The sequence below is a fragment of the Pseudomonas sp. GW456-12-1-14-TSB6 genome (genome assembly GCF_059424205.1).
This window is the reverse complement of the sequence record NZ_JBWKZE010000021.1, coordinates 37,129-56,540: the sequence shown is the minus strand read 5'-3', so window position 1 is coordinate 56,540 and position 19,412 is coordinate 37,129. Positions and strand designations below refer to the sequence as shown.

At 63.9% G+C, this 19,412-nt stretch carries 15 protein-coding genes and 1 pseudogene; 6 read left to right on the top strand and 10 right to left on the bottom strand.

Features of this window, described 5'->3' with window-relative positions; translation table 11 throughout:
• The first annotated feature begins 52 nt into the window (after positions 1-52).
• The 3 genes from AC07Y2_RS19510 to AC07Y2_RS19500 are packed head-to-tail and all read left to right on the top strand — an operon-like array spanning position 53 to position 3,404.
• Positions 53-1,249 carry an amidohydrolase family protein gene (locus AC07Y2_RS19510; RefSeq protein WP_103386668.1) on the top strand — a complete coding sequence of 399 codons (1,197 nt, stop codon included), beginning with the start codon at positions 53-55 and terminating at the stop codon, positions 1,247-1,249.
• Positions 1,246-2,733: an amidohydrolase family protein gene (locus tag AC07Y2_RS19505; protein ID WP_103386669.1), complete on the top strand. Its 1,488-nt coding sequence runs from the start codon at positions 1,246-1,248 to the stop codon at positions 2,731-2,733. The genes AC07Y2_RS19510 and AC07Y2_RS19505 overlap by 4 nt, the downstream gene beginning before the upstream one ends.
• Positions 2,734-2,744: 11 nt before the next feature.
• Positions 2,745-3,404, top strand: a complete 660-nt coding sequence (locus tag AC07Y2_RS19500; RefSeq protein ID WP_011334531.1) for a flavin reductase family protein — start codon at positions 2,745-2,747, stop codon at positions 3,402-3,404.
• A gap of 202 nt (positions 3,405-3,606) precedes the next feature.
• Here AC07Y2_RS19500 and AC07Y2_RS19495 read toward each other — a convergent pair whose 3' ends face one another.
• The 5 genes from AC07Y2_RS19495 to AC07Y2_RS19475 all read right to left on the bottom strand — a co-directional run bounded on the left by AC07Y2_RS19495 (position 3,607) and on the right by AC07Y2_RS19475 (position 10,427).
• A complete protein-coding gene (locus tag AC07Y2_RS19495) occupies positions 3,607-6,684 on the bottom strand; it encodes an error-prone DNA polymerase (RefSeq protein WP_103386671.1) in 3,078 nt (1,025 codons plus the stop codon).
• Positions 6,681-8,096 carry a Y-family DNA polymerase gene (locus AC07Y2_RS19490; protein ID WP_039768872.1) on the bottom strand — a complete coding sequence of 472 codons (1,416 nt, stop codon included), beginning with the start codon at positions 8,094-8,096 and terminating at the stop codon, positions 6,681-6,683. Before AC07Y2_RS19490 ends, AC07Y2_RS19495 begins: the two co-directional genes overlap by 4 nt.
• Before the next feature lie 7 nt (positions 8,097-8,103).
• Positions 8,104-8,721: a translesion DNA synthesis-associated protein ImuA gene (imuA, locus tag AC07Y2_RS19485; protein WP_103386672.1), complete on the bottom strand. Its 618-nt coding sequence runs from the start codon at positions 8,719-8,721 to the stop codon at positions 8,104-8,106.
• A complete protein-coding gene (lexA, locus tag AC07Y2_RS19480; RefSeq protein ID WP_039768874.1) occupies positions 8,721-9,338 on the bottom strand; it encodes a transcriptional repressor LexA in 618 nt (205 codons plus the stop codon). Before lexA ends, imuA begins: the two co-directional genes overlap by 1 nt.
• A gap of 171 nt (positions 9,339-9,509) precedes the next feature.
• A complete protein-coding gene (locus AC07Y2_RS19475) occupies positions 9,510-10,427 on the bottom strand; it encodes a LysR family transcriptional regulator (protein ID WP_085745456.1) in 918 nt (305 codons plus the stop codon).
• Positions 10,428-10,530: 103 nt separating this feature from the next.
• Here AC07Y2_RS19475 and AC07Y2_RS19470 point away from each other — a divergent pair, with 103 nt between their 5' ends.
• From AC07Y2_RS19470 to AC07Y2_RS19460, 3 genes are all read left to right on the top strand, one after another.
• Positions 10,531-12,288 carry an amidohydrolase gene (locus AC07Y2_RS19470; protein WP_103386673.1) on the top strand — a complete coding sequence of 586 codons (1,758 nt, stop codon included), beginning with the start codon at positions 10,531-10,533 and terminating at the stop codon, positions 12,286-12,288.
• Between the two features lie 99 nt (positions 12,289-12,387).
• Positions 12,388-13,125, top strand: coding sequence for a TorF family putative porin (locus AC07Y2_RS19465; protein ID WP_103386674.1), 738 nt, complete (start codon positions 12,388-12,390; stop codon positions 13,123-13,125).
• Positions 13,126-13,288: 163 nt separating this feature from the next.
• Positions 13,289-14,947 (top strand): phosphoethanolamine transferase, encoded by a 1,659-nt coding sequence (locus AC07Y2_RS19460; RefSeq protein WP_103386675.1) that lies wholly within the window; start codon positions 13,289-13,291, stop codon positions 14,945-14,947.
• 7 nt (positions 14,948-14,954) lie between these two features.
• On the opposite strand, the pseudogene AC07Y2_RS19455 reads toward AC07Y2_RS19460, so the two are convergent.
• From AC07Y2_RS19455 to AC07Y2_RS19435, 5 genes and pseudogenes are all read right to left on the bottom strand, one after another.
• Positions 14,955-15,224: pseudogene (locus tag AC07Y2_RS19455) on the bottom strand (DUF971 domain-containing protein); the annotation flags it as partial.
• Positions 15,221-16,183 carry a HEAT repeat domain-containing protein gene (locus AC07Y2_RS19450; protein WP_103386676.1) on the bottom strand — a complete coding sequence of 321 codons (963 nt, stop codon included), beginning with the start codon at positions 16,181-16,183 and terminating at the stop codon, positions 15,221-15,223. The pseudogene AC07Y2_RS19455 and the gene AC07Y2_RS19450, both read right to left, overlap by 4 nt.
• Positions 16,180-17,028, bottom strand: coding sequence for an ABC transporter ATP-binding protein (locus AC07Y2_RS19445; RefSeq protein WP_103386677.1), 849 nt, complete (start codon positions 17,026-17,028; stop codon positions 16,180-16,182). Before AC07Y2_RS19445 ends, AC07Y2_RS19450 begins: the two co-directional genes overlap by 4 nt.
• Complete coding sequence (locus AC07Y2_RS19440) at positions 17,028-17,801, bottom strand: ABC transporter permease (RefSeq protein ID WP_039768884.1); 774 nt, start codon at positions 17,799-17,801, stop codon at positions 17,028-17,030. The genes AC07Y2_RS19445 and AC07Y2_RS19440 overlap by 1 nt, the downstream gene beginning before the upstream one ends.
• Positions 17,802-17,926: 125 nt before the next feature.
• Positions 17,927-19,330 (bottom strand): ABC transporter substrate-binding protein, encoded by a 1,404-nt coding sequence (locus AC07Y2_RS19435; RefSeq protein ID WP_103386679.1) that lies wholly within the window; start codon positions 19,328-19,330, stop codon positions 17,927-17,929.
• Positions 19,331-19,412 lie beyond the last annotated feature (82 nt).

Genomic DNA, 19,412 nt, shown 5'->3' with positions numbered 1-19,412 from the left:
TGGCAAGCCAGCGATGAGGCCCGCCCAGACAACATAGAAACAGAGGTATGAAATGTCCCACCCCCGCTGGCTCAGAAACATCCGCCCCTACGGCGCCCCTGCCGAAGACCTGCTGATCGAAAACGGCAAGTTCAGCCAACGCCGCCCGGCCTCCAGCACCCCGCTGGCCGCCACCGACATCGACGGCCAGAACCAGCTCCTGACCGCGCCGCTGGTGGAAAGCCACGTGCACCTCGACAAGACCTTGTACGGCCAGCCCTGGCGCCCGAACAGCGCCGGCCCGACGCTCAAGGACTACATCAGCAACGAGCGCCGCGTGCTGCGCGAAGTCAAAGCGCCAATTGCCGAACGCGCCGGCGCCCTGCTGGAGAACTGCATCGCCCGGGGTTCGCTGACGATGCGTTGCCACGTCGACATCGACCCGGAATTCGGCCTGCGCCACGTCGAGGCCATGCAACAACTGCGCGAAACCTACAACGACCTGATCGACCTGCAACTGGTGGTCTTCCCGCAAACCGGCCTGATCAGCCGTCCCGGCACCGCCGAACTGATGCGCGAAGCCATCGCGCTGGGCGTGGAGAACGTCGGCGGGCTCGACCCGTGCGGCATCGATAACGACCCGATCGCGCAACTGGATTTCGTATTCAAGCTGGCCAGTGAATTCCAGCGCGGCGTCGACATCCATCTGCACGACAAAGGTGAACTGGGCCTGTGGCAGATCGCCCGGATCGCCGATTACACCGAGCGTTTCAACCTACACAACCGGGTGATGATCAGCCACGCCTATTGCCTGGGCATGCTGCCGTGGAGTCAGGTCAAACCGGTCGCCGAACGCCTTGCTGCACTGGGCATTTCGCTGATGAGTTCGGCGCCGGCCGATTGCGCCGTTCCACCCTTCCTGGCGCTGCGCGAGACCGGCGTCAACGTGTGTCTGGGCTCCGACGGCATTCGTGATGCGTGGTCACCGATGGGCAACGGCGACATGCTGGAACGGGCAATGCTGCTGGCGTTTCGTTTTGATCTGGGCAAGGACGATGAACTGGCGGCGGCGTTCGACGCGGCGACGGTCAACGGTGCCCGCGCATTGGGGATCGAGGATTACGGCTTCGCCATCGGCCGGCCGGCAGACTTTCTGCTGATGCCGGTGGAAACCCTTGGTGAAGCGGTAGTCGCGCGGCCGGTGCGTCAGGTCTATCGCGGCGGCGAACTGATCGCCAGCGGCGGTCGTTTGCTGGGCAGCCGGCTGTGAAACGGATCGGCCTGAAGGCCGGTTGCGTGGTCGGTTTCGACGGCACGCAACATGTGCTGTGGCGCGACGGCGAAGTGGTATTCAGCGGATCGCGCATCGAGTTTGTCGGGCGCGGTTATCAAGGGCCGGTGGATCAGTGGATCGACTACGGCAACGCACTGATCGGTCCCGGTTTCATAGACCTGGACGCCCTCGGCGATCTCGACTCCACGGTGCTGACCCTGGACAACGGCGACGAGCGTGCCATGGGCCGCATGTGGTCGGCGGAGTATCTGGAGGCCGGCCCGCGTGAGTCGTTCAGCCCGGACGAAGAGGTCTTCAAATACCGCTACGCCTTCACCCAGTTGATCCGCAACGGCATCACCACGGCCATGCCGATCACCTCGATGTACTACCGCGAATGGGCGGAGACCTACGACGAGTTTGCCGCTGTCGCCGATGTGGCGGGCGAGTTGGGCCTGCGTACCTATCTCGGCCCCTGCTACATGAGCGGCATGAGTTACTGGCGCGCCGACGGCACCCTCGCTCACCACTGGGATGAGGCTCGAGGCCTGGCCGGGCTGGACGCGGCCGAACGGTTTTTCAAGGATTTCGATGGCGCCCACGCCGGGTTGATTCGCGGCGCGCTGCTGCCGGATCGCATCCAGACCTGCACGCCGAAACTGCTGCAACGCACATCCGCCTTGAGCCGCGAGCTGAACGCACCGATGCGCCTGCATTGCTGTCAGGCGCCGGGTGAAGTGGCGATGGTCGAACAGCTACGCGGCACCACGCCGCTGGGCTGGTTGCAGCAACTCGACCTGCTCACCCCGCGCAGCCTGCTGCCCCACGGCCTCTACACCTCGGGCGATGACGATCTGCAGCGGGTCATCGACGGCGGCGCGAGTCTGGTGCACTGCCCGCTGGTGTTCGCCCGTGACGGCGAGGCGCTGAATTCGTTCGGCCGCTATCGTGCCAAAGGCATCAACTTCGCCCTTGGCACCGACACCTGGCCGGCAGACCTGCTGGAGAACATGCGCCACGGTTTGAACATTGCCCGCTTGATGGAAGGCGGGCCCGCGCTGACCAGCAGCCTGGATCTGTACAACGCCGCCACCCTCGGCGGCGCCAAGGCGCTGGGCCGTGACGACCTCGGTCGCCTGGCCGCCGGCGCCAAAGCGGATATCACCGTGTTCAACCTGCGCGGTCTGCACCTGGGCCCGCTGTTCGATCCACTGAAAAACCTGCTGCTGGCCGGGCGCGGCGACGACTGCATCGCCAGTTACATCGATGGTCGCTGCGTGATGCACGACGGTCAGGTCATCGGCGTCGACTACCCCTCTCTGCAACGCCAGGCCCAGCGCCAATACGAAAAACTGATGCGCAGCCACAGCGACCGGGCCTTTGACCGACCGGACTGGAAAACCCTGTTTCAGCCGGCCATTCCGTTCGCCGACGACTACAGCGCCGAAGCGCCCTTGAGCGCCATCGATCCACTTCTTTAGAGAACACTGCCATGCACAGCTTCGATTTCAGCCAACTGAGCCCACGGGAAAAATACAAGATTCTGATCGGCAGCGTAGTGCCGCGCCCGATTGCTCTGGTCACCACCATTGATGCCGAAGGCCGGGTCAATGCCGCGCCGTTCAGCTTTTTCAATGCGCTGTCGGCGGATCCGCCGATTCTGGCGCTCGGCGTGGAGAACTACGGCGATCAAAGCCCGAAGGACACCACGCGCAATATCCAGATGAATCAGGAATTCACGGTCAACATCGTCAGCGATGCACTGGTGGAAGCCATGAACGTCTGCGCCGTGCCGTTCGCGCCGGGTTTCGATGAATTGACCGCTGCGGGCCTGACAGCGATTCCCGGCACCTCGGTCAAATGCCCGCGAATCGGCGAAGCACCGGTGGCGCTGGAATGCCGACGGATGATGGCGCTGAACATCGGTCAGTCCCGGGAGATCATTTTTGGCGAGGTGTTGATGGCGCATGTGCGCGACGAGTTGATCGACCCGAAAACCCTGTACATCGATCAATTGGGGCTGGATGCGATCGGGCGCATGGGCGGGCATGGTTATGCGCGGACCCGGGATTACTTCGACCTGCCGACCCGCTCGTTGCAAGCGTGGACGGAAGCGCCGGGGGGTGGCGAGCGGTTCTGGCCACAGCGCTGAAAGCTATTGCTCGTTCCCACGCTCCGCGTGCTGCTCGTACTGATCGTTCCCACGCTCCGCGTGGGAATGCATACCGTGACGCTCTGCGTCACAGTGGACGCGGAGCGTCCATGGCGGCATTCCCACGCGGACGGTTCGACGCCTCGACGTGGGAACGATCAACGATGCAGGGCGTGGGAACGAGCAGCAGGTTCAGTGGGTGTCAGTGGAAGTCGCGGCTCTGTACGCGGATGCCGTTGAGCAGCGGAGTCAGATCGCTCAGGCGTCCGGCAATCAGGTGACGCACCTCGCCTTCCCGCTCCCAGCGGCCATCGACCTTGAGCAATTGCGAGCCCACCAGCACCTGACGCTGACGCTCGGCCAGATCGCGCCAGACCACCACGTTGACGTTGCCGAACTCGTCTTCGAGGGTCACGAAGGTCACGCCGCTGGCGGTGCCCGGCCGCTGGCGACCGGTCACCAGCCCCGCCACGCTGACCGGCCGGCCATGCTCGACCTCCAACAACTCCCGGGAACTGCGACAGCGCCGCGCCCGCAACTCGTCGCGCAATAGCGTCAGCGGGTGCGGCCCCAGCGTGGTGCCCAGCGTTGCGTAGTCGGTGAACAGGTCTTCGCTGACACTCGGCGTCGGCAGCAGCACATCCGGCTCTTCCTGACTCGGCAACCCGGCAAACAACCCGAGCTGTTTCTGCACCCCGGCCACTTCCCAGCGTGCCCGATGACGATGACCGGCCAGACCGCGCAATGCCCCGGCATCGGCCAGCAGCGCCTGAGCGCGACTGTCGAGCCCGGCCCGTTCGCCCAGATCGGCGACATCGGCAAACGCCCCCCTCGCCCGCGCGCTTTCAATGCTGCGCGCATCCTCCTCGCGAAAGCCCTTGATCATCCGCAGGCCCATGCGGATGGCCGGTTGCTCGCCGGTGATCGGCTCCAGGCTGCAATCCCAGTCACTGGCGCGCACGTCCACCGGGCGGATCTGCAAATGATGCCGGCGCGCGTCCTGAAGAATCTGATCCGGGCTGTAGAACCCCATCGGCCAACTGTTGATCAGCGCACAGGCGAACGCCGCCGGTTCGTGGCACTTGAGCCAGCAACTGGCATAGGTCAGCAAGGCAAAACTGGCAGCGTGGGATTCAGGGAAACCGTAACTGCCGAAGCCCTTGATCTGCTCGAAGATCTGCGCGGCGAATTCCGGGCTGTAGCCGTTTTTCTTCATGCCGGCGGCCAGCCGCTCCTTGTGCGGTTCCAGTCCGCCGTGGCGTTTCCACGCGGCCATGGAACGGCGTAACTGGTCGGCCTCGCCGGGGCTGTAGTCGGCGGCAACAATGGCGATCTGCATCACCTGTTCCTGAAACAGCGGCACGCCGAGGGTGCGTTTGAGCACCACTTCCAGCTCCGGTGACGGATAGGTTTCCTCTTCCTCCTTGTTCCGCCGGCGCAGGTACGGATGGACCATCCCGCCCTGGATCGGCCCCGGCCGGACGATGGCCACCTCGATCACCAGGTCGTAGAAGGTTTGCGGGCGCAGGCGCGGCAGCATCGACATCTGCGCCCGGGACTCGATCTGGAACACGCCGATGGTGTCGGCGCGGCTGATCATGTCGTACGTGGCGCGATCCTCGGCCGGAATCGTCGCCAGACTCAGCTTCTGGTTACGATGACGGCGCAGCAGGTCGAAACAGCGGCGGATCGCGCTGAGCATGCCAAGGGCGAGGATATCCACCTTGAGCAGCCCGACGGCGTCGAGGTCGTCCTTGTCCCACTGGATGATGGTCCGGTCGGCCATGGCGGCGTTTTCCACCGGCACCAGCGTGTCCAGCGGTTGCTCGGAAATCACGAAACCACCGGGGTGCTGCGACAGGTGCCGGGGGAAGCCGATCAGTTGCCCGGTCAGGCTCAGCACCCGGTGCAACAGCGGACTTTCGGGGTCGAAACCGCCTTCGCGCAGACGCTCCACGGGCGGCGTCTCATCGCTCCAGTGGCCGCAGCAGTCGGCCAGCGCATTGATCTGGTCCGGCGGCAGCCCCAGCGCCTTGGCCACATCGCGGATCGCACCGGAAGCGTGGTAGGTGCTGACCACCGCGGTCAGCGCCGCACGACGGCGACCATAACGACGAAACACGTATTGCAGGACTTCTTCCCGGCGCTCGTGCTCGAAATCCACGTCGATGTCCGGCGGCTCGTTGCGCTCCCTCGACATGAAACGTTCGAACAGCAGCGTGGTGCGATCCGGGTCGATCTCGGTGATGCCCAAGGCAAAACACACCGCCGAGTTGGCCGCCGAACCTCGGCCCTGGCAGAGGATTTTCTGCTCACGGGCGAAGCGCACCACGTCGTGCACGGTGAGGAAGTAGCTTTCGTAGCCGAGTTCGGCGATCAGCTTCAGCTCATCGTCGATCTGCTTGAGCACCTTGGGTTGTGCGCCTTGCGGCCAGCGCCAGGCGATGCCTTGTTCGGTCAGGTGGCGCAGCCAGGAACTGGCGCTGTGTTCCTCGGGCACCAGCTCTTTGGGGTATTGATAACGCAACTCGCCCAGATCGAAGGTGCAGCGGCGGGCCAGTTTCACGGATTCGTCCAGCAAGGCCTGCGGATACAACTCGCGCAACACATCAAGGCTGCGCAGATGCCGCTCGCCGTTGGGGTGCAGGCGCAAGCCGGCTTCGGCCACCGGAACGTGATGGCGGATCGCAGTCATGGTGTCCTGCAAGGCCCGCCGGCCACGGGCGTGCATGTGCACATCACCGCTGGCCACAGCTGGAATCTGCAGTTCATCCGCCAGACTCAGCAGTGCGGCCAGCCGTTGCTGATCGTTCTGCCCACGATGCAACTGCACCGCCAGCCACAGCCGTTCACCGAAGGTCTGTTTCAGCCAGCGGCCCTCTTCTACCTCTTCGACCGTATCCGGCACCCACAGCACCAGCAATCCCGGCAACGGTTCGCTGAAATCCTCGCGCAGTATTTGATACTGGCCTTTCTGGGTGCGCCGTCGAGCCTGGGTGATCAAACCGCACAACGCCTGATAACCCTCGATGTTCTCCACCAGCAACACCAGTTTCGGGCCGTTCTCGATGCGCATCTCGCTGCCGATAATCAGCGGCAGCTCCACGGATTTGGCTGCCTGCCAGGCACGAACGATCCCGGCCAGTGTGCATTCATCGGTGATCGCCAGCGCCTGATAGCCGTGTTTCTTCGCGCGCTGGAACAGCTCCAATGCACTGGACGCACCACGCTGGAAGCTGAAGTTGGACAGACAGTGCAGCTCGGCATAACCCTGGCTCATGCGAACCAGCCCTGCAGCCACAACGGGCCACCCTCACCCACCGCCCGGTACGCCCAGCCTTGCTGGCCGGCGCGGTTCTGGATCAAGTAATAGTCGCGGCGCACATCGTCACCGTCCCACCAGCCGGACTCGATGCGTTCCGGGCCCATGAGAATCCGCGCCGAACCTTCGGGCACGGATTGCGGTTCGCCCAACAACCAGCCCGGACGCTGCACGCCCGGCAATGCAGGGCAACGCTGTTTGTCATCGGCGTTCTGCCACGCGCACTCCGGGCGATGATCGGCCTGAAAGCGCAGGCCCTGCACCGCCTCATCCCCCAGTCGCGCGCGCAGGCGTTCGCGCAACTGCTCCCAGGGCAAGGTCTGCTGCGGACGGTCGTCGAACAGCTCCTGAAACTGCGGCACGAAACTCGGCAGATCCTCGGCGCGCAGACGAAAACCGCGCACCGGGGCTTCGACCTGCACCTGCTCCAGTCGACCACGGGCCAGCTCGAACAGCATCGCCGGATCGCGCTCGGCGCTGAGCAGGCCGACCTTGATCAGCGTGTCCGGCAACCCGGCGTGTTCCAGATGCAGATCGAAGCGCTGCACGCCGCTGTCGCGCCCGCACAAAAACGCCGCCAGATCGGACGTCAGGCGGCGCAATGGAAACAGCAGCGCCTGATGGGACTGCACGTCGAAATTGAGTTCGATGCGCACGTCGAAGCGATCCGGCGGCAGGTAGAACGCCAGCGCCAGCGGTCGTGCGCCGAACAGCGTGTCCAGGTGCTTGAGCATCGGCGCCTCGAAACGCCGGGCCAGGGCCTGACGCGGCAGGTTCTGCACCTGATGGAGGTTGCGCAGGCCCATGCGCGACAACGCCGTGGCCACACTCGGCTCCAGCCCGATGCGGTCGACCGGCAGTTGCCCGAGGTGATGGCGCAGGGCTTCACCGTCGGGCACCACCAATCCGTCGTAGGCGTTGGCCAGCACCCGCGCCGCCACCGGGTTGGGCGCGGCAACGATGCGGTGCCGAAAGCCCAGCTCGGTCAGCTCCGTGCGCAACCGCGCCTCGAACTGCGCCCAGGAACCGAACAGGCCGAGGCTCGATTCGATCTCGAACACCACGGTGCGCGGGTAATGCACGCTGACCTGGGCGCTGAAACGATAGGCCCAGGCGGCGAGAAACTGCTGCCAGTGCTCGACCTCGGCCGAATCGTAATCGACGGTGGCAAACCCTTTGCTCATGGCCTGCGCAGCAGTCATCGACTGCCCCGGACGCAAGCCCAGGGCCCGCGCCGCCGGGTTGACCGCTTGCAGCACCCGGCGCTGGGCCGGGCCGCTGAGCAGCGCCAAGGGTTGCTCGGGATCGGGGCGCTGGCGCAGCACGGCGTCGAGGGCCAATTGCGGGAACAGAATGCAAACCCAGCGCATGACGACCTCAATGCCCCACGGTGAAGGCAATCGGTGCGCTGCGCGCCAGACCACCCCGGCACTTGAGCACGCGCAACTGCGCCGGCCGCGCATCGATGGCAATGCGCAGCGCGGCCGGCGACGGGTTGACCGCTTCGCTCAAGGGGCGCCACGCGAACGCCAGGGTCTGGCCGGTTTCCGCCGCCACCTGCAAACGGCGCAAGGCACGGTCATCGGCCTTGTGCGGCCAGCACAGCACCGCGCCGCAACTGCCCGAGCGCAGGCATTGTTCTGCCGCCCACAACGCATCGCGCTCGCTGGCCTGGATCACCGACAACTGCCGCAGATCGACCCCGGCATTGGCCCAGGCCTGCGGGTACGGCACAAACGGCGGCGCCACCAGCACGATGCGCTCCCCCGCCGCCGACAACCGCGCCAACGTCGGCCACACCAGTTGCAGTTCGCCGACACCGGGCCCGGCCAGCAGGATTTCGCTCAGCGCCGCTTCCGGCCAGCCGCCACTGGGCAAGGCCGCATCCAGCACCGCGTGCCCGGTGGGTTGCGGGCTGGCGGCGGGTGGCGCAGGCCGACCCTTCCAGACCTGGCCGCCATTGAACAGCGTATCCAGCGCAACGACGGCCCCCATCAGCCTTGCCTCACCAGACCGCAGAACACCCCTTCGATGGCCAGATCCTGATCGGCCCGCACCACAATCGGCTGGTACGCCGGGTTGCGCGGCAACAGGCGAACTTCATCACCGATGCGCTCGAAGCGTTTGATGGTGACTTCACCGTCGAGCCGCGCCACCACGATCTGGCCGTTGAGCGCCTCGGGGTTGCGCCGCACGCCGACCAGATCGCCGTCGAGAATGCCGTCCTCGATCATCGAATCGCCCTGCACCCGCAGCATGTAGTCGGGCGTGCGGGAGAACAGCGCCGGGTCGAGCATCAGCCGATTGTGCAGGTCGGCATCGGCACCGATGGGCGCACCGGCGGCCACCCGGCCAAGCACCGGCACTTCGAGCAGTTCCGGTCGCGCCGGTTGCCCGAGCAAACGAATGCCCCGGGCCTGATGCGGATTGACCTCGATGAACCCGGCTTCGGTGAGCGCCAGCACATGCTTGCGCGCCACGCTGCGGGAGGCGAAACCAAAAGCCTCGCTGATTTCAGCGAGGCTTGGGGGCTGACCGTGTTCGGCGATGCGTTCGCGGATAAAGGTCAGGATGGCGGTACGGCGGGGAGTCAGAGTCGTCATGGAGTACATTTGTACTCTTGTGGGAATTTCCTGACAAGCACCGCCAGTCAGCTCAAACCCACTGATGATCGTTCCCACGCTCTGCGTGGGAATGCCTCTAGGGACGCTCCGCGTCCAGTGACGCGGAGCGTCACGGGCTGCATTCCCACGCGGAGCGTGGGAACGATCAGAAGCACGGAGTCAGCTCAAACCGCGTTCGGCGAGAAACCCTGCGATGTAATCAATAAACGCCACAACCTTGGCCGTCGCCCGCCGATGACTCGGGTACACCGCCAGAATGTGCGGGCCGAAGCTGTCCGGGTCGATCTCGTAATCAGCCATCACCCGCACCAGTCGCCCGTCGGCGATGTACGGCGCGGCGCTCCACAGCGGGGTGTGCAGCAAACCGCGCCCGGCCAGGGCGCTGGCCAGCAGCAAATCGTAATTGTCACTGCGCAACAGCGGCGCCGCCGGTTGCGCCAGGCTCAGGCGCTGGCCGTCGCGTTCGGCCCACCAGAACTCGCGGCTGAGCAACGGATGCCGGTACAGCAGCCATTCATGCTGATCGAGGGTTTGCGGCGTCACCGGCAACCCTTTGCGCGCCAGGTATTCAGGGCTGCCGCACAGCGCCAGGCGATTGCTGCCGACCACTCGCGCGATCAGCCCCGGCAAGTCGTCGTGCCCCTCGCGCAACGCCAGGTCGTAGCCGCTTTCCAGCAGATTGACGAATTCGTCGCACAAATCCACTTGCAGGCTGATTTGCGGGTATTGCTGCAAAAAGCCGTCACACACCTGATCGAGAAACGCCCGCCCGTAAGCCAGCGGCGCGGTGATTTTCAGGCTGCCGCGCAGGCCGTGCTGCAACTGCTCGATTTCCTCGCTGGCCTCGTCCAGCCGTTGCAACACCTGGCGTGCGGTTTCCAGATACAGCCGGCCGATTTCGGTCAGCAGAATCCGCCGCGTGCTGCGCTCGAACAGCCGCGCGCCGAGTTCGGATTCCAGATGATTGACCGCTTTGGTCAGGGCCGACGGGGTCTTGCCCAGTTGCTCGGCAGCGCGGCTGAAACTGCCGAGTTGCGCGGTGACCACGAACATTTTCAGTGCACCCAGCTTGTCCATGCTTTTTCCATTCAGGCAAAAACGTTTTTCGTGAGGGAGGCGTTCTGTCGGGCGTTGGCAGCCACTAATCTGGCCATCAGACGCAATAACAAGGAAATGTTCAATGAAAAGATTCATCCCGCATTTCGCAAAAAATGTGCTGGTCGCCGCTATGAGTTTTGCCTCGATGGAAGCCATGGCCGCCACCGATCTGGTGCTGCTCAATGGCAAGATTTTCACCGCCGACCGCGCCCAGCCGAAGGTTCAGGCGCTGGCCGTGGAGAACGGCAAGGTGCTTAAAGTCGGCAGCGATGCGCAGATCAAGGCCTTGATCGAGCCCGGCACCCAGGTCATCGACCTCAAAGGCCAGGCGCTGATGCCCGGCCTGATCGACAGCCATTCCCACGCGATTTTCGGCGGGCTGGAAATGGTCTCGGCCAACATGGAAGACGACGTGGTCGGTCTGGATGAACTGGAAAAACGCCTGCGCGGCTGGCGTGACGACGGCAAGGCCCGGCATGGCGATGTGCTGAGCGTGGCCGGCATGAGTTCGGCGTATTGGGCCAAGGCTGAAGCGCTGGGCCAAATCTTCAACCATGGCGAATGGGCCGACGTGCCGGTGGTGTTCACCGGCAGCGACCACCACACGGCGTGGGCCAATAACGTGATGCTAAAGCGTGCGGGCATCGACGCCGCGCTGCTGAAAACCCTGCCGGACGCAGAAAAAGACACCATCGGCAAACTGCCCAACCGTGAACCGAACGGCTTTGTGGTCGACGCCGGTTGGGATCGGGTCGCCTCGAAAATGCCGGTGCCAAGCCCAGCCGACATGCTCAAAGCCGCGCAATCGGCAGTGCGCTTCAACAACAGCCTCGGCATCACCGCGTGGATGGACCCCGCCGCCAACGCCGCGCCGGGCGAGCCGGTGTTCGCCCTCAAGCCCACCGAGAAAACCGTCGGCGTGTTGCCCGCTTATAAAGCCCTGTCGGAAAGCGGCGGCATGACTGCTCACGTCGCCGCGCTGCTGGTGGCCAATCCGAAAAGCGTCCCGGCCGACCTCGACACCCTCGAGAAAGTGCGCCGGCAGTTTCAGGGCATCCCCAACCTGACGCTGCCTGGGATCAAGATCTTCGCTGACGGCGTGATCGAATACCCGGCCCAGAGCGCGGCGATGATCGATCCCTACAGCAACTCGCACAAACAGGGCGAGTTGCTGATCGATCCGCAGCACTTCGGTGAGCTGGTCAGCGCCATCGACCAGCGCGGCTGGCTGGTGCACATCCACGCCATCGGCGATCGCGCGGTGCGCGAATCACTGAACGGCATCGCCCAGGCGCGCAAGGACCGGCAAAGCGGCGTGACGCACTCGATCACCCACCTGCAAATGGTCAACCCGAAGGAGTTCGCCCGCTTCAAGCCGTTGAACGTGATTGCCTCGATGCAGCTGCTGTGGGCCAGCGCCGACGACTACACCACCGACATGATCAAGCCTTACGTCAGCGCTCTTGCCTTTCGCTATCAATACCCGGCGCATTCGCTGCTCAAACAGGGCGCGACGATTGCCGGCGCCAGTGACTGGCCGGTGTCCTCGCCGAACCCGTGGAACGCCATGGCCCAGGCCATCACCCGCACCGGGCCGCTGGGCGTGCTCAACGCCGACGAACGCCTGGATCGCGAAACCATGTTCTACGCCTACACCGCCAACGCCGCGCGGACCATCGGCCTGGAACAACAGATCGGCTCGCTGAGCCCCGGCAAACAGGCCGATTTCATCGTGCTCGATCGCGACGTGTTCAGCGTCGACGACAAGGCCCTGCATGACACCCAGGTCCTGCAAACCTGGTTCGCCGGCCGTCAGGTCTACGCCCCTACCCTCCAATAACAATCGCCATATCCGCTGCCCGACCCCGCGCCCGTCGCCGGGGTCCGGCGCAGCCTTGCCCGCTTCCTGCCCATAACAACCACAACAACGGGACTTCACATGAAAGCCTTGCCCCTGCTCGCCCTCACTTCCTTGAGCCTGCTGCCTTTGAGCAGCCACGCAATTGCCCTGAACGATGATTTCGCGGTGCTGGTCGATCTGACCCTGGCCAGCGATTACCGCACCCGCGGCATCTCCCAGACCCAGAACGACCCAGCCCTTCAGGCCGGTCTGACCCTGGCCCACAGCAGCGGCCTGTACCTCGGCGCATGGAGTTCGAACGTCGATTTCGGTGGCGGCCTGAAAACCCGTCAGGAGGTCGATTACTACGCCGGCTGGCTGTGGCAGGCCACCGAAGCTGTGAGCCTGGATCTGGGCTACATCAAATACGCGTATCCCAAAGAGAGCCAGTTCAACCAGAGCGAGGTGTACTCGATTCTCAGCGCTTACGGCGTGAAACTCGCGGCCTATTACTCCAGTGACGCGCCGGGCATCGACAGCAAACAGAGTTCGCTCTACAGCTACATCGGCTATGAAACCGAATTGCCGTTCGATTCCGGGCTGAAACTGCGCTACGGCAACATGGACTTCAAGGATCCGCATATGTATTCGGCGTCCGGTCACAGCGAAGAGTCCTACCGGGAGTGGGAAGTCAAACTGACCCACAACCTGGCCGGCGTAGTGCTGGGCCTGAGCTACATCGACACCGACCTGTCGCAGAGCCAATGCCTGAGCAACTGGGGCTTCAAGGACGTGTGCACGGCGACGGTCGTCGCCAGCATCAGCAAATCCTTCTGAACCTCCGCAGTTCTCCGTGGGAGCCGGCCTGCTGGCGCCCACGTTTTTTTTGCACTTACCGTGGATTTTGTTACCGGATGTTTACGGAATTTTTACCAATGCTCTTCTACAGTTACGCGCGTAACCGTATGGGTTTTCGACTGACGTAGAGGAAAGTATCGAAATGGCTTTGGGCAAAGGACTGCGTTTACCGTCCATCACTCCGACCCGCCTGGTGCTGCTGTTTTCGCTGGCACTGGTGGCGCTGTACAACCTGGCGACCTGGAAGGCGCTGGGAACGCTGATCACCCTGCAAGGCGCACAGAAACTGGCGTTTTTCGCGTCCTTCGGGCTGTTTCTCTGGGCGGCGATCACCCTGTTACTGACCCTGGTGTCGTTTCGCTGGACGCTGAAACCGGCGCTGACCCTGGTGGCCCTGCTCTCGGCCTGCGCGGCGTATTTCATGAACGAATACGGCATCACCATCGACACGGTGATGATCCAGAACGTGTTCGAAACCAATCCCGGGGAGGCCACCGCACTGTTCAGCGGCAAACTGCTGGCTTACGTGCTGGTGCTCGGTGTGTTGCCGGCCGTGCTGATCTGGCGCTGGCCGGTGGTGTATCGGCCGTTCTTTCGGGGTTTGCTGAACAAGGTGCTGGTGATCGCGGCCTGTGTGCTGGTGATCGGCGCTTCGGTGGGCGCGTTCTATTCGACCTACGCGCCGATCTTTCGCGAGGAAGACAAGCTCACCCACTTCATCAACCCGACCAACTACATCTACGCGATCAGCAAATACACCAAGCAACGGCTGGGGATCAAAAAGCATTTCGTGGTGCAGGCCATCGGCGAAGACGCAGTCATGAGCGCCAAGGCGGCCGGTCGCGAGAAGAAATCGCTGATGGTGTTCGTGGTCGGTGAAACTGCCCGGGCCGACCATTTTTCGCTCAACGGCTATGAGCGCGAGACCAATCCCGAGCTGAGCAAACTCGACATCCTCAACTTCACCAACGTGCATTCCTGCGGCACTTCGACGGCGGTGTCGGTGCCGTGCATGTTCTCGATGTTCCCGCGCGAGGACTACAGCGACAAGAAAGGCAAAACCTACGAAGGCCTGCTCGACATCCTGCAACGGGCCGGCGTGCAGGTGCTGTGGCTGGACAACAACAGCGACTGCAAAGGCACCTGCCTGCGCGTGCCGAACCGCGACATCGCGAAGAATCAGCCGGGGCCGTTCTGCGACGGCAACAACTGCCTCGACGAAGCGCTGCTGGCCGACCTGCAAGGCTACATCGATAGCCTCAAGGGCAACGCGATCATTGTCCTGCACGCCGACGGCAGTCACGGCCCGGAATACTACGAGCGCTATCCCAAAGACATGGAGCGCTTCAAACCGATCTGCCACACCAATCAACTGGGTAGTTGCAGCCGTGACGAGCTGGTTAACGTCTACGACAACACGATCCTCTATACCGACCATTTCCTGGCCAAGGTGATCGAGCTGCTCAAGCGCAATCAGGACCACCTCGATACGTCGATGCTGTACGTCTCCGACCATGGCGAATCCCTGGGCGAAAACGGCCTGTACCTGCACGCTGCGCCTTATGCGCTGGCGCCGGAAGCGCAGACCCATGTGCCGATGGTGATGTGGTTCGGCAACAACACCCTGGCGCAACTGGGCATCGACCGTGGCTGCCTGCAAGGCAAAAGCAGCCAGCCGGATCTGAGCCATGACAACCTGTTCCATTCGGTGCTCGGGTTGTTCGAAGTCAGGACGTCGCTGTATCAGCCGGGGCTGGATATTTTCCATGGCTGTCGGCCGGCGATGACGGCGGGACAGTGATCCCCTCCAGCTGCGCCAGATAGGCCCACGGGTAAATCCCGCGCTGGTGGCCGTCGCTGAACACCAGCTGCAGGCCATAGCCCTGAGCGTTCAATTCGATGACCCGCACACGCGGGTCAACCATGGGCGGCGAGCCCCGCAGGCGAAACGCCCGGCATTGCGAGCACGGGCATTGGCGGCGCAGTTCGGCATGCTCAAGCAGTTGCTCGCGGCCATCCGGCCAGCTCAGCAGCAACCGGTGCTCACGTTGGGAGTTGCCGACCGACAGCGGATTCATTGCAGCTGACTCAAGGCAATCCGCACGGCTTTGCGCACTTCCGGGTCGCCGTCGTCCTGCGCGGCCTGCAATGCCGCCACCGCTCCGCGATCATTCAGTTCGCCGAGGGCCAGCGCGGCTTCCTTGCGCAGGTTGCTGATGCGATGGCCGAGGGTGTCGATCAACGCGTCGAGGGCCGCGACGTACTTAAGGCGACCGAGGCTGCGGGTGGCGCGCAGGCGTACCTGCCAGTAGTCGTCGGCCAAGGCTTCGATCAGCGCCGGCCCGGCGTCGGTATGGCCGACCTTGCCGAGGGTGGTCGCGGCTTCTTCGCGCACTTGCCAGGCCTGATCCTGCAAGGCTTGACGCAACGCGGGCAGCACTTCGGCGTCACTTGCCAGACCCAGGGCGCCAGTGGCGGCGCGGCGAACTTCGGTGTCAGGGTCATCACTCGCCAAGCGGGCCAGGGCCGGCAGCGCGTCGAGTTGCTTGAGCCAGCCGAGCACGCCGACGGCTTCGCGGCGCACGCTGGCGTCGGCATCGTTCAGCGCCTGAATGGCGGCCGGCGCAGCGCCGGGGAAACGCAACTCGCGCAAGGCCCGGAACGCGGCAATCCGCACGCCGGTTTCGGCATGGCTGGTCCACGGCAGAATCACCCTGCCCGCCGCTTCGGTCTTGAGCAGGCTCAGGCTCTGCGCCGCAGCGGCTTGCACCGTCGGCGACGGATCCGTCAGCGCCTGGCACAACGCTTCAACCACCGGCTCGTCTTCCCAGGCTTCCAAGAGACGCGCCGCTTCGGCACGCACTTCTTCGGCGGGGTCTTCGGCCAGACGCTCGACCAGCCAGAGCAGACCGTCCGGCTCTTCGAGGTCGGCCAGGTCGATCAGGGCAATCCGCCGCACCCCGGCATCATCGGCGGTGAGGCGCGGTTGCAGGGCGAGAATGTCGTCGTTATCGGTCACAGCAAAAAATGAAGTCACAGGGCAAATCTCGGCAAAGAGTTTTCGAGAGGCAGGCCGAGCGGGTTGAGGCGCGGCAGCGGTCGGTCGTTGTCGTGGCGCAGCAGGTCGAGGCAGTGGCGCTTGAGGCGCGAGAATTCGTGGCTAGTGACCAGTTCGGTGGTGCGTGGGCGCGGGAAATCCAGGCGCAGGTCTTCGATGATTCGCCCTGGCCGTGCGCTCATCACCAGCAAGCGGTCGGCAAGGAACAGCGCTTCGTCGATGTCATGGGTGACGAACACCACGGTGGTGCGAATCCGCGTCCAGATGTCCAGCAGCAGTTCCTGCATGTTCAGGCGGGTCAGCGCGTCCAGTGCGCCGAAGGGTTCGTCCATCAGCAACAGCCGGGGGCGATTGACCAGCACCCTGGCGATCTCCACCCGTTGCTGCATGCCGCCGGAAAGTTGATCGGGCCAGCGTTCGGCGAAACCTTCGAGGCCGACCAATTTGAGGATGTCGTCGGCGGCGCGATGGCGCTCGGTCTTACCGATGCCGCGCATTTTCAGGCCGAAGGCAACGTTGTCGCGCACCGTGCGCCACGGGAACAGCGTGTGATGCTGGAACACCATGCCGCGTTGTGGTGACGGGCCGGACACGTCGGTGCCGTCGACTTTCAACTGTCCGCCATGGGGCTGCAGATGCCCGGCCAGCGCGCCGAGCAAGGTCGACTTGCCGCAACCGGACGGGCCGAGAATGCACACGAACTGGCCGGGCTCGATTTGGCAGTCCAGCCCCTGCACCGCTTCAAACGCTTGCCGGCCTTCGCCGAGGACGATGGATAACTGGCGGATGTCGATCCGCCCTTCCGGAGTTTGCATCACGCTCATCAGGCTTTTCCTCGTGGTCGATGCCAGGGCGTGAACAGCCCGCCCAGGCGTTTGATCAGCAGGCTGCTGCCCATGCCCAACACGCCGATCAGCAACATGCCGACCACGATGTCCGCATAGTTCTGGATGGTGTAGGACTCCCAGGTGTAGTAACCGATGCCGAACTGGCCGGAGATCATTTCGGCGGTCACCAGGCAGAACCACGACGTGCCCATGCCGATCGCTAGGCCGGTGATGATGCTCGGTGCGGCACCCGGCAGGATCACTTCCAGCAGGATCGCCCGACGCCCGGCCCCGAGGCTTTTGGCCGAGGCTATCAGGCGTGGATCGACACCTTCGACGCCGTGCACGGTGTTGAGCAGGATCGGGAACAGCGCGCCGGTGAAGGTGATGAAGACCATCGACAGTTCCGACGACGGGAACATCAGGATCGCCAGTGGAATCCAGGCCACGGCAGGGATCGGGCGCAACACTTCCAGTGGCGGCAGCAGCAGGTCTTCGGCCCACTTCGAACGGCCGATGGCCAGGCCCAGGGCGATGCCGATCACCAGCGCCGCGAGGTAACCGGCGAAGACCCGGCCGAGGCTGGCGCTCAGGTGCTGGATGAGCTTGCCGGAGTCGCCGAGGCCGAGGGCGGCTTCGATCACGGCCAGCGGGGTCGGGACGTTGGCGAAGGTGACGAGGCCGAGGTTCCAGTGGTGGCTGGCGGCTAGTTGCCAGAAGAGCAGGCAGAGGAGCAATGAGGCGGCTCGGGGGATCCAGCGTGAAAACATATATCACCTCTGATCGTTCCCACGCTCCGCGTGGGAATGCATCCCGCGACGCTCCGCGTCACAGTGGACGCAGAGCGTCCATGGCGGCATTCCCACGCAGAGCGTGGGAACGATCTACGTTTGAGTTAACGACTGGCCACTGCCTGAGTCGTGGCATCGGTGAAGTCGAGGACTTTCCCGCCCTGCGCCGATGCAAATTGCTGCGCCTGGCCTTTGAGCAGGAACGCGCTGAGGCGCCCCTTCGCATCGCTGGCAAACCACGCCTGCTCCGCCAGCAACTTGATCCCGCTGTCACTCGCCTGGGCATACACCGCACGGATGTTCTTGCCTTCCGACTTCAGACCGGCCAACGCGGTGAACGCCTCTTCAGCCGAGGCATAGCGCCGGACCTTGTCCTCACCGCGCACCCAGATTTCCGCGACATGGCTGAAATCGCTGATAGCTTTTCCAGTCGCCGCATCGACCGACTTCAAGGGCGTCTGCGCGTAGTTGGCCAGTTGCGCGGTGTAATCCAGATTCGAGGCCTTGAACGCCGCGCGGATGTACTGATCGTCGATAAAGGTGTTCAGGTCGAGCCCGCGATCGGCCTTCTTCAGCAGCTTCAGCGTGTCGATGGCAGTGCCCACGGCCTGGCGGTATTCCGGTTTCCAGCTCAGGTCGCGGGTCTGCACGCCGAGCGGGCCGTGGAACAGATAATTGACCTCGGCATCAACGCCGGTGACCTTGGCGATCAGCTCGCTGTATTTCTCCGGTTCGGCGGCCAACAGTTGATTGGCCTCGATGCTGGCGCGCAGGTAGGCGACGACGATTTCCGGATATTTTTTGGCGTAGGCCTGATCCACCAGCGCACCGTGGAAGGTCGGTGCATTGGCTTGGGCACCGTCGTAGATCTTGCGAGCAAAGCCACGGCTCGGGAACAGCTCGGCGAACGGTACGAAGTCGGCGTGGGCGTCGATCTTGCCGGCCTGCAACGCGGAACCTGCGACCTCCGGCGGTTGGGCGATGATGTTCACGTCCTTCAGCGGGTCCCAACCCTGCTCCGCCACCGCGCGCAGCAACATGCCGTGGGCGGTGGAGGCGAACGGCACGGAAATGGTCTTGCCCTTGAGCTCGCTCAGCGACTGCACGCCGGACGCGCTCGGCACCACGATGCCGTTGCCGCTGCCCTTGATGCTGCCCGACAGCACGCTGATGAACAGGCTGTGTTTGCCGGCGGTTTCGAACGCCACGCCATTGAACGCACCGGGGAAATCGGCCATGGCGCCGAAATCGAGTTTGCCGGCGACCATCTCGTTGGTCAGCGGCGCACCGCTGGTGAAGTTCTTCCACTGCACGTCGTACCTGGCGTCCTTGTAGGCGCCGTCGTGAGGCAGGTATTTGTCGAGCAGGCCCAGCTCGCGAATCAACAAACCGCCGGCGGCGCAGTTGATGGTGGTGTCCTGGGTGCCGATGGCAATGCGGATGGTTTCGGCCGAGGCCGACAGGGTGAACGAAGCCAGTACCAGACCGGCGATTGCTGCACGCAACATGGTTGAATCCCCTCGAATCATTTATAGGATGTTCGTCTCCGCCGCGATCAGGGCGCGGTGGGAAACGAGGGGTGTGTTGAAT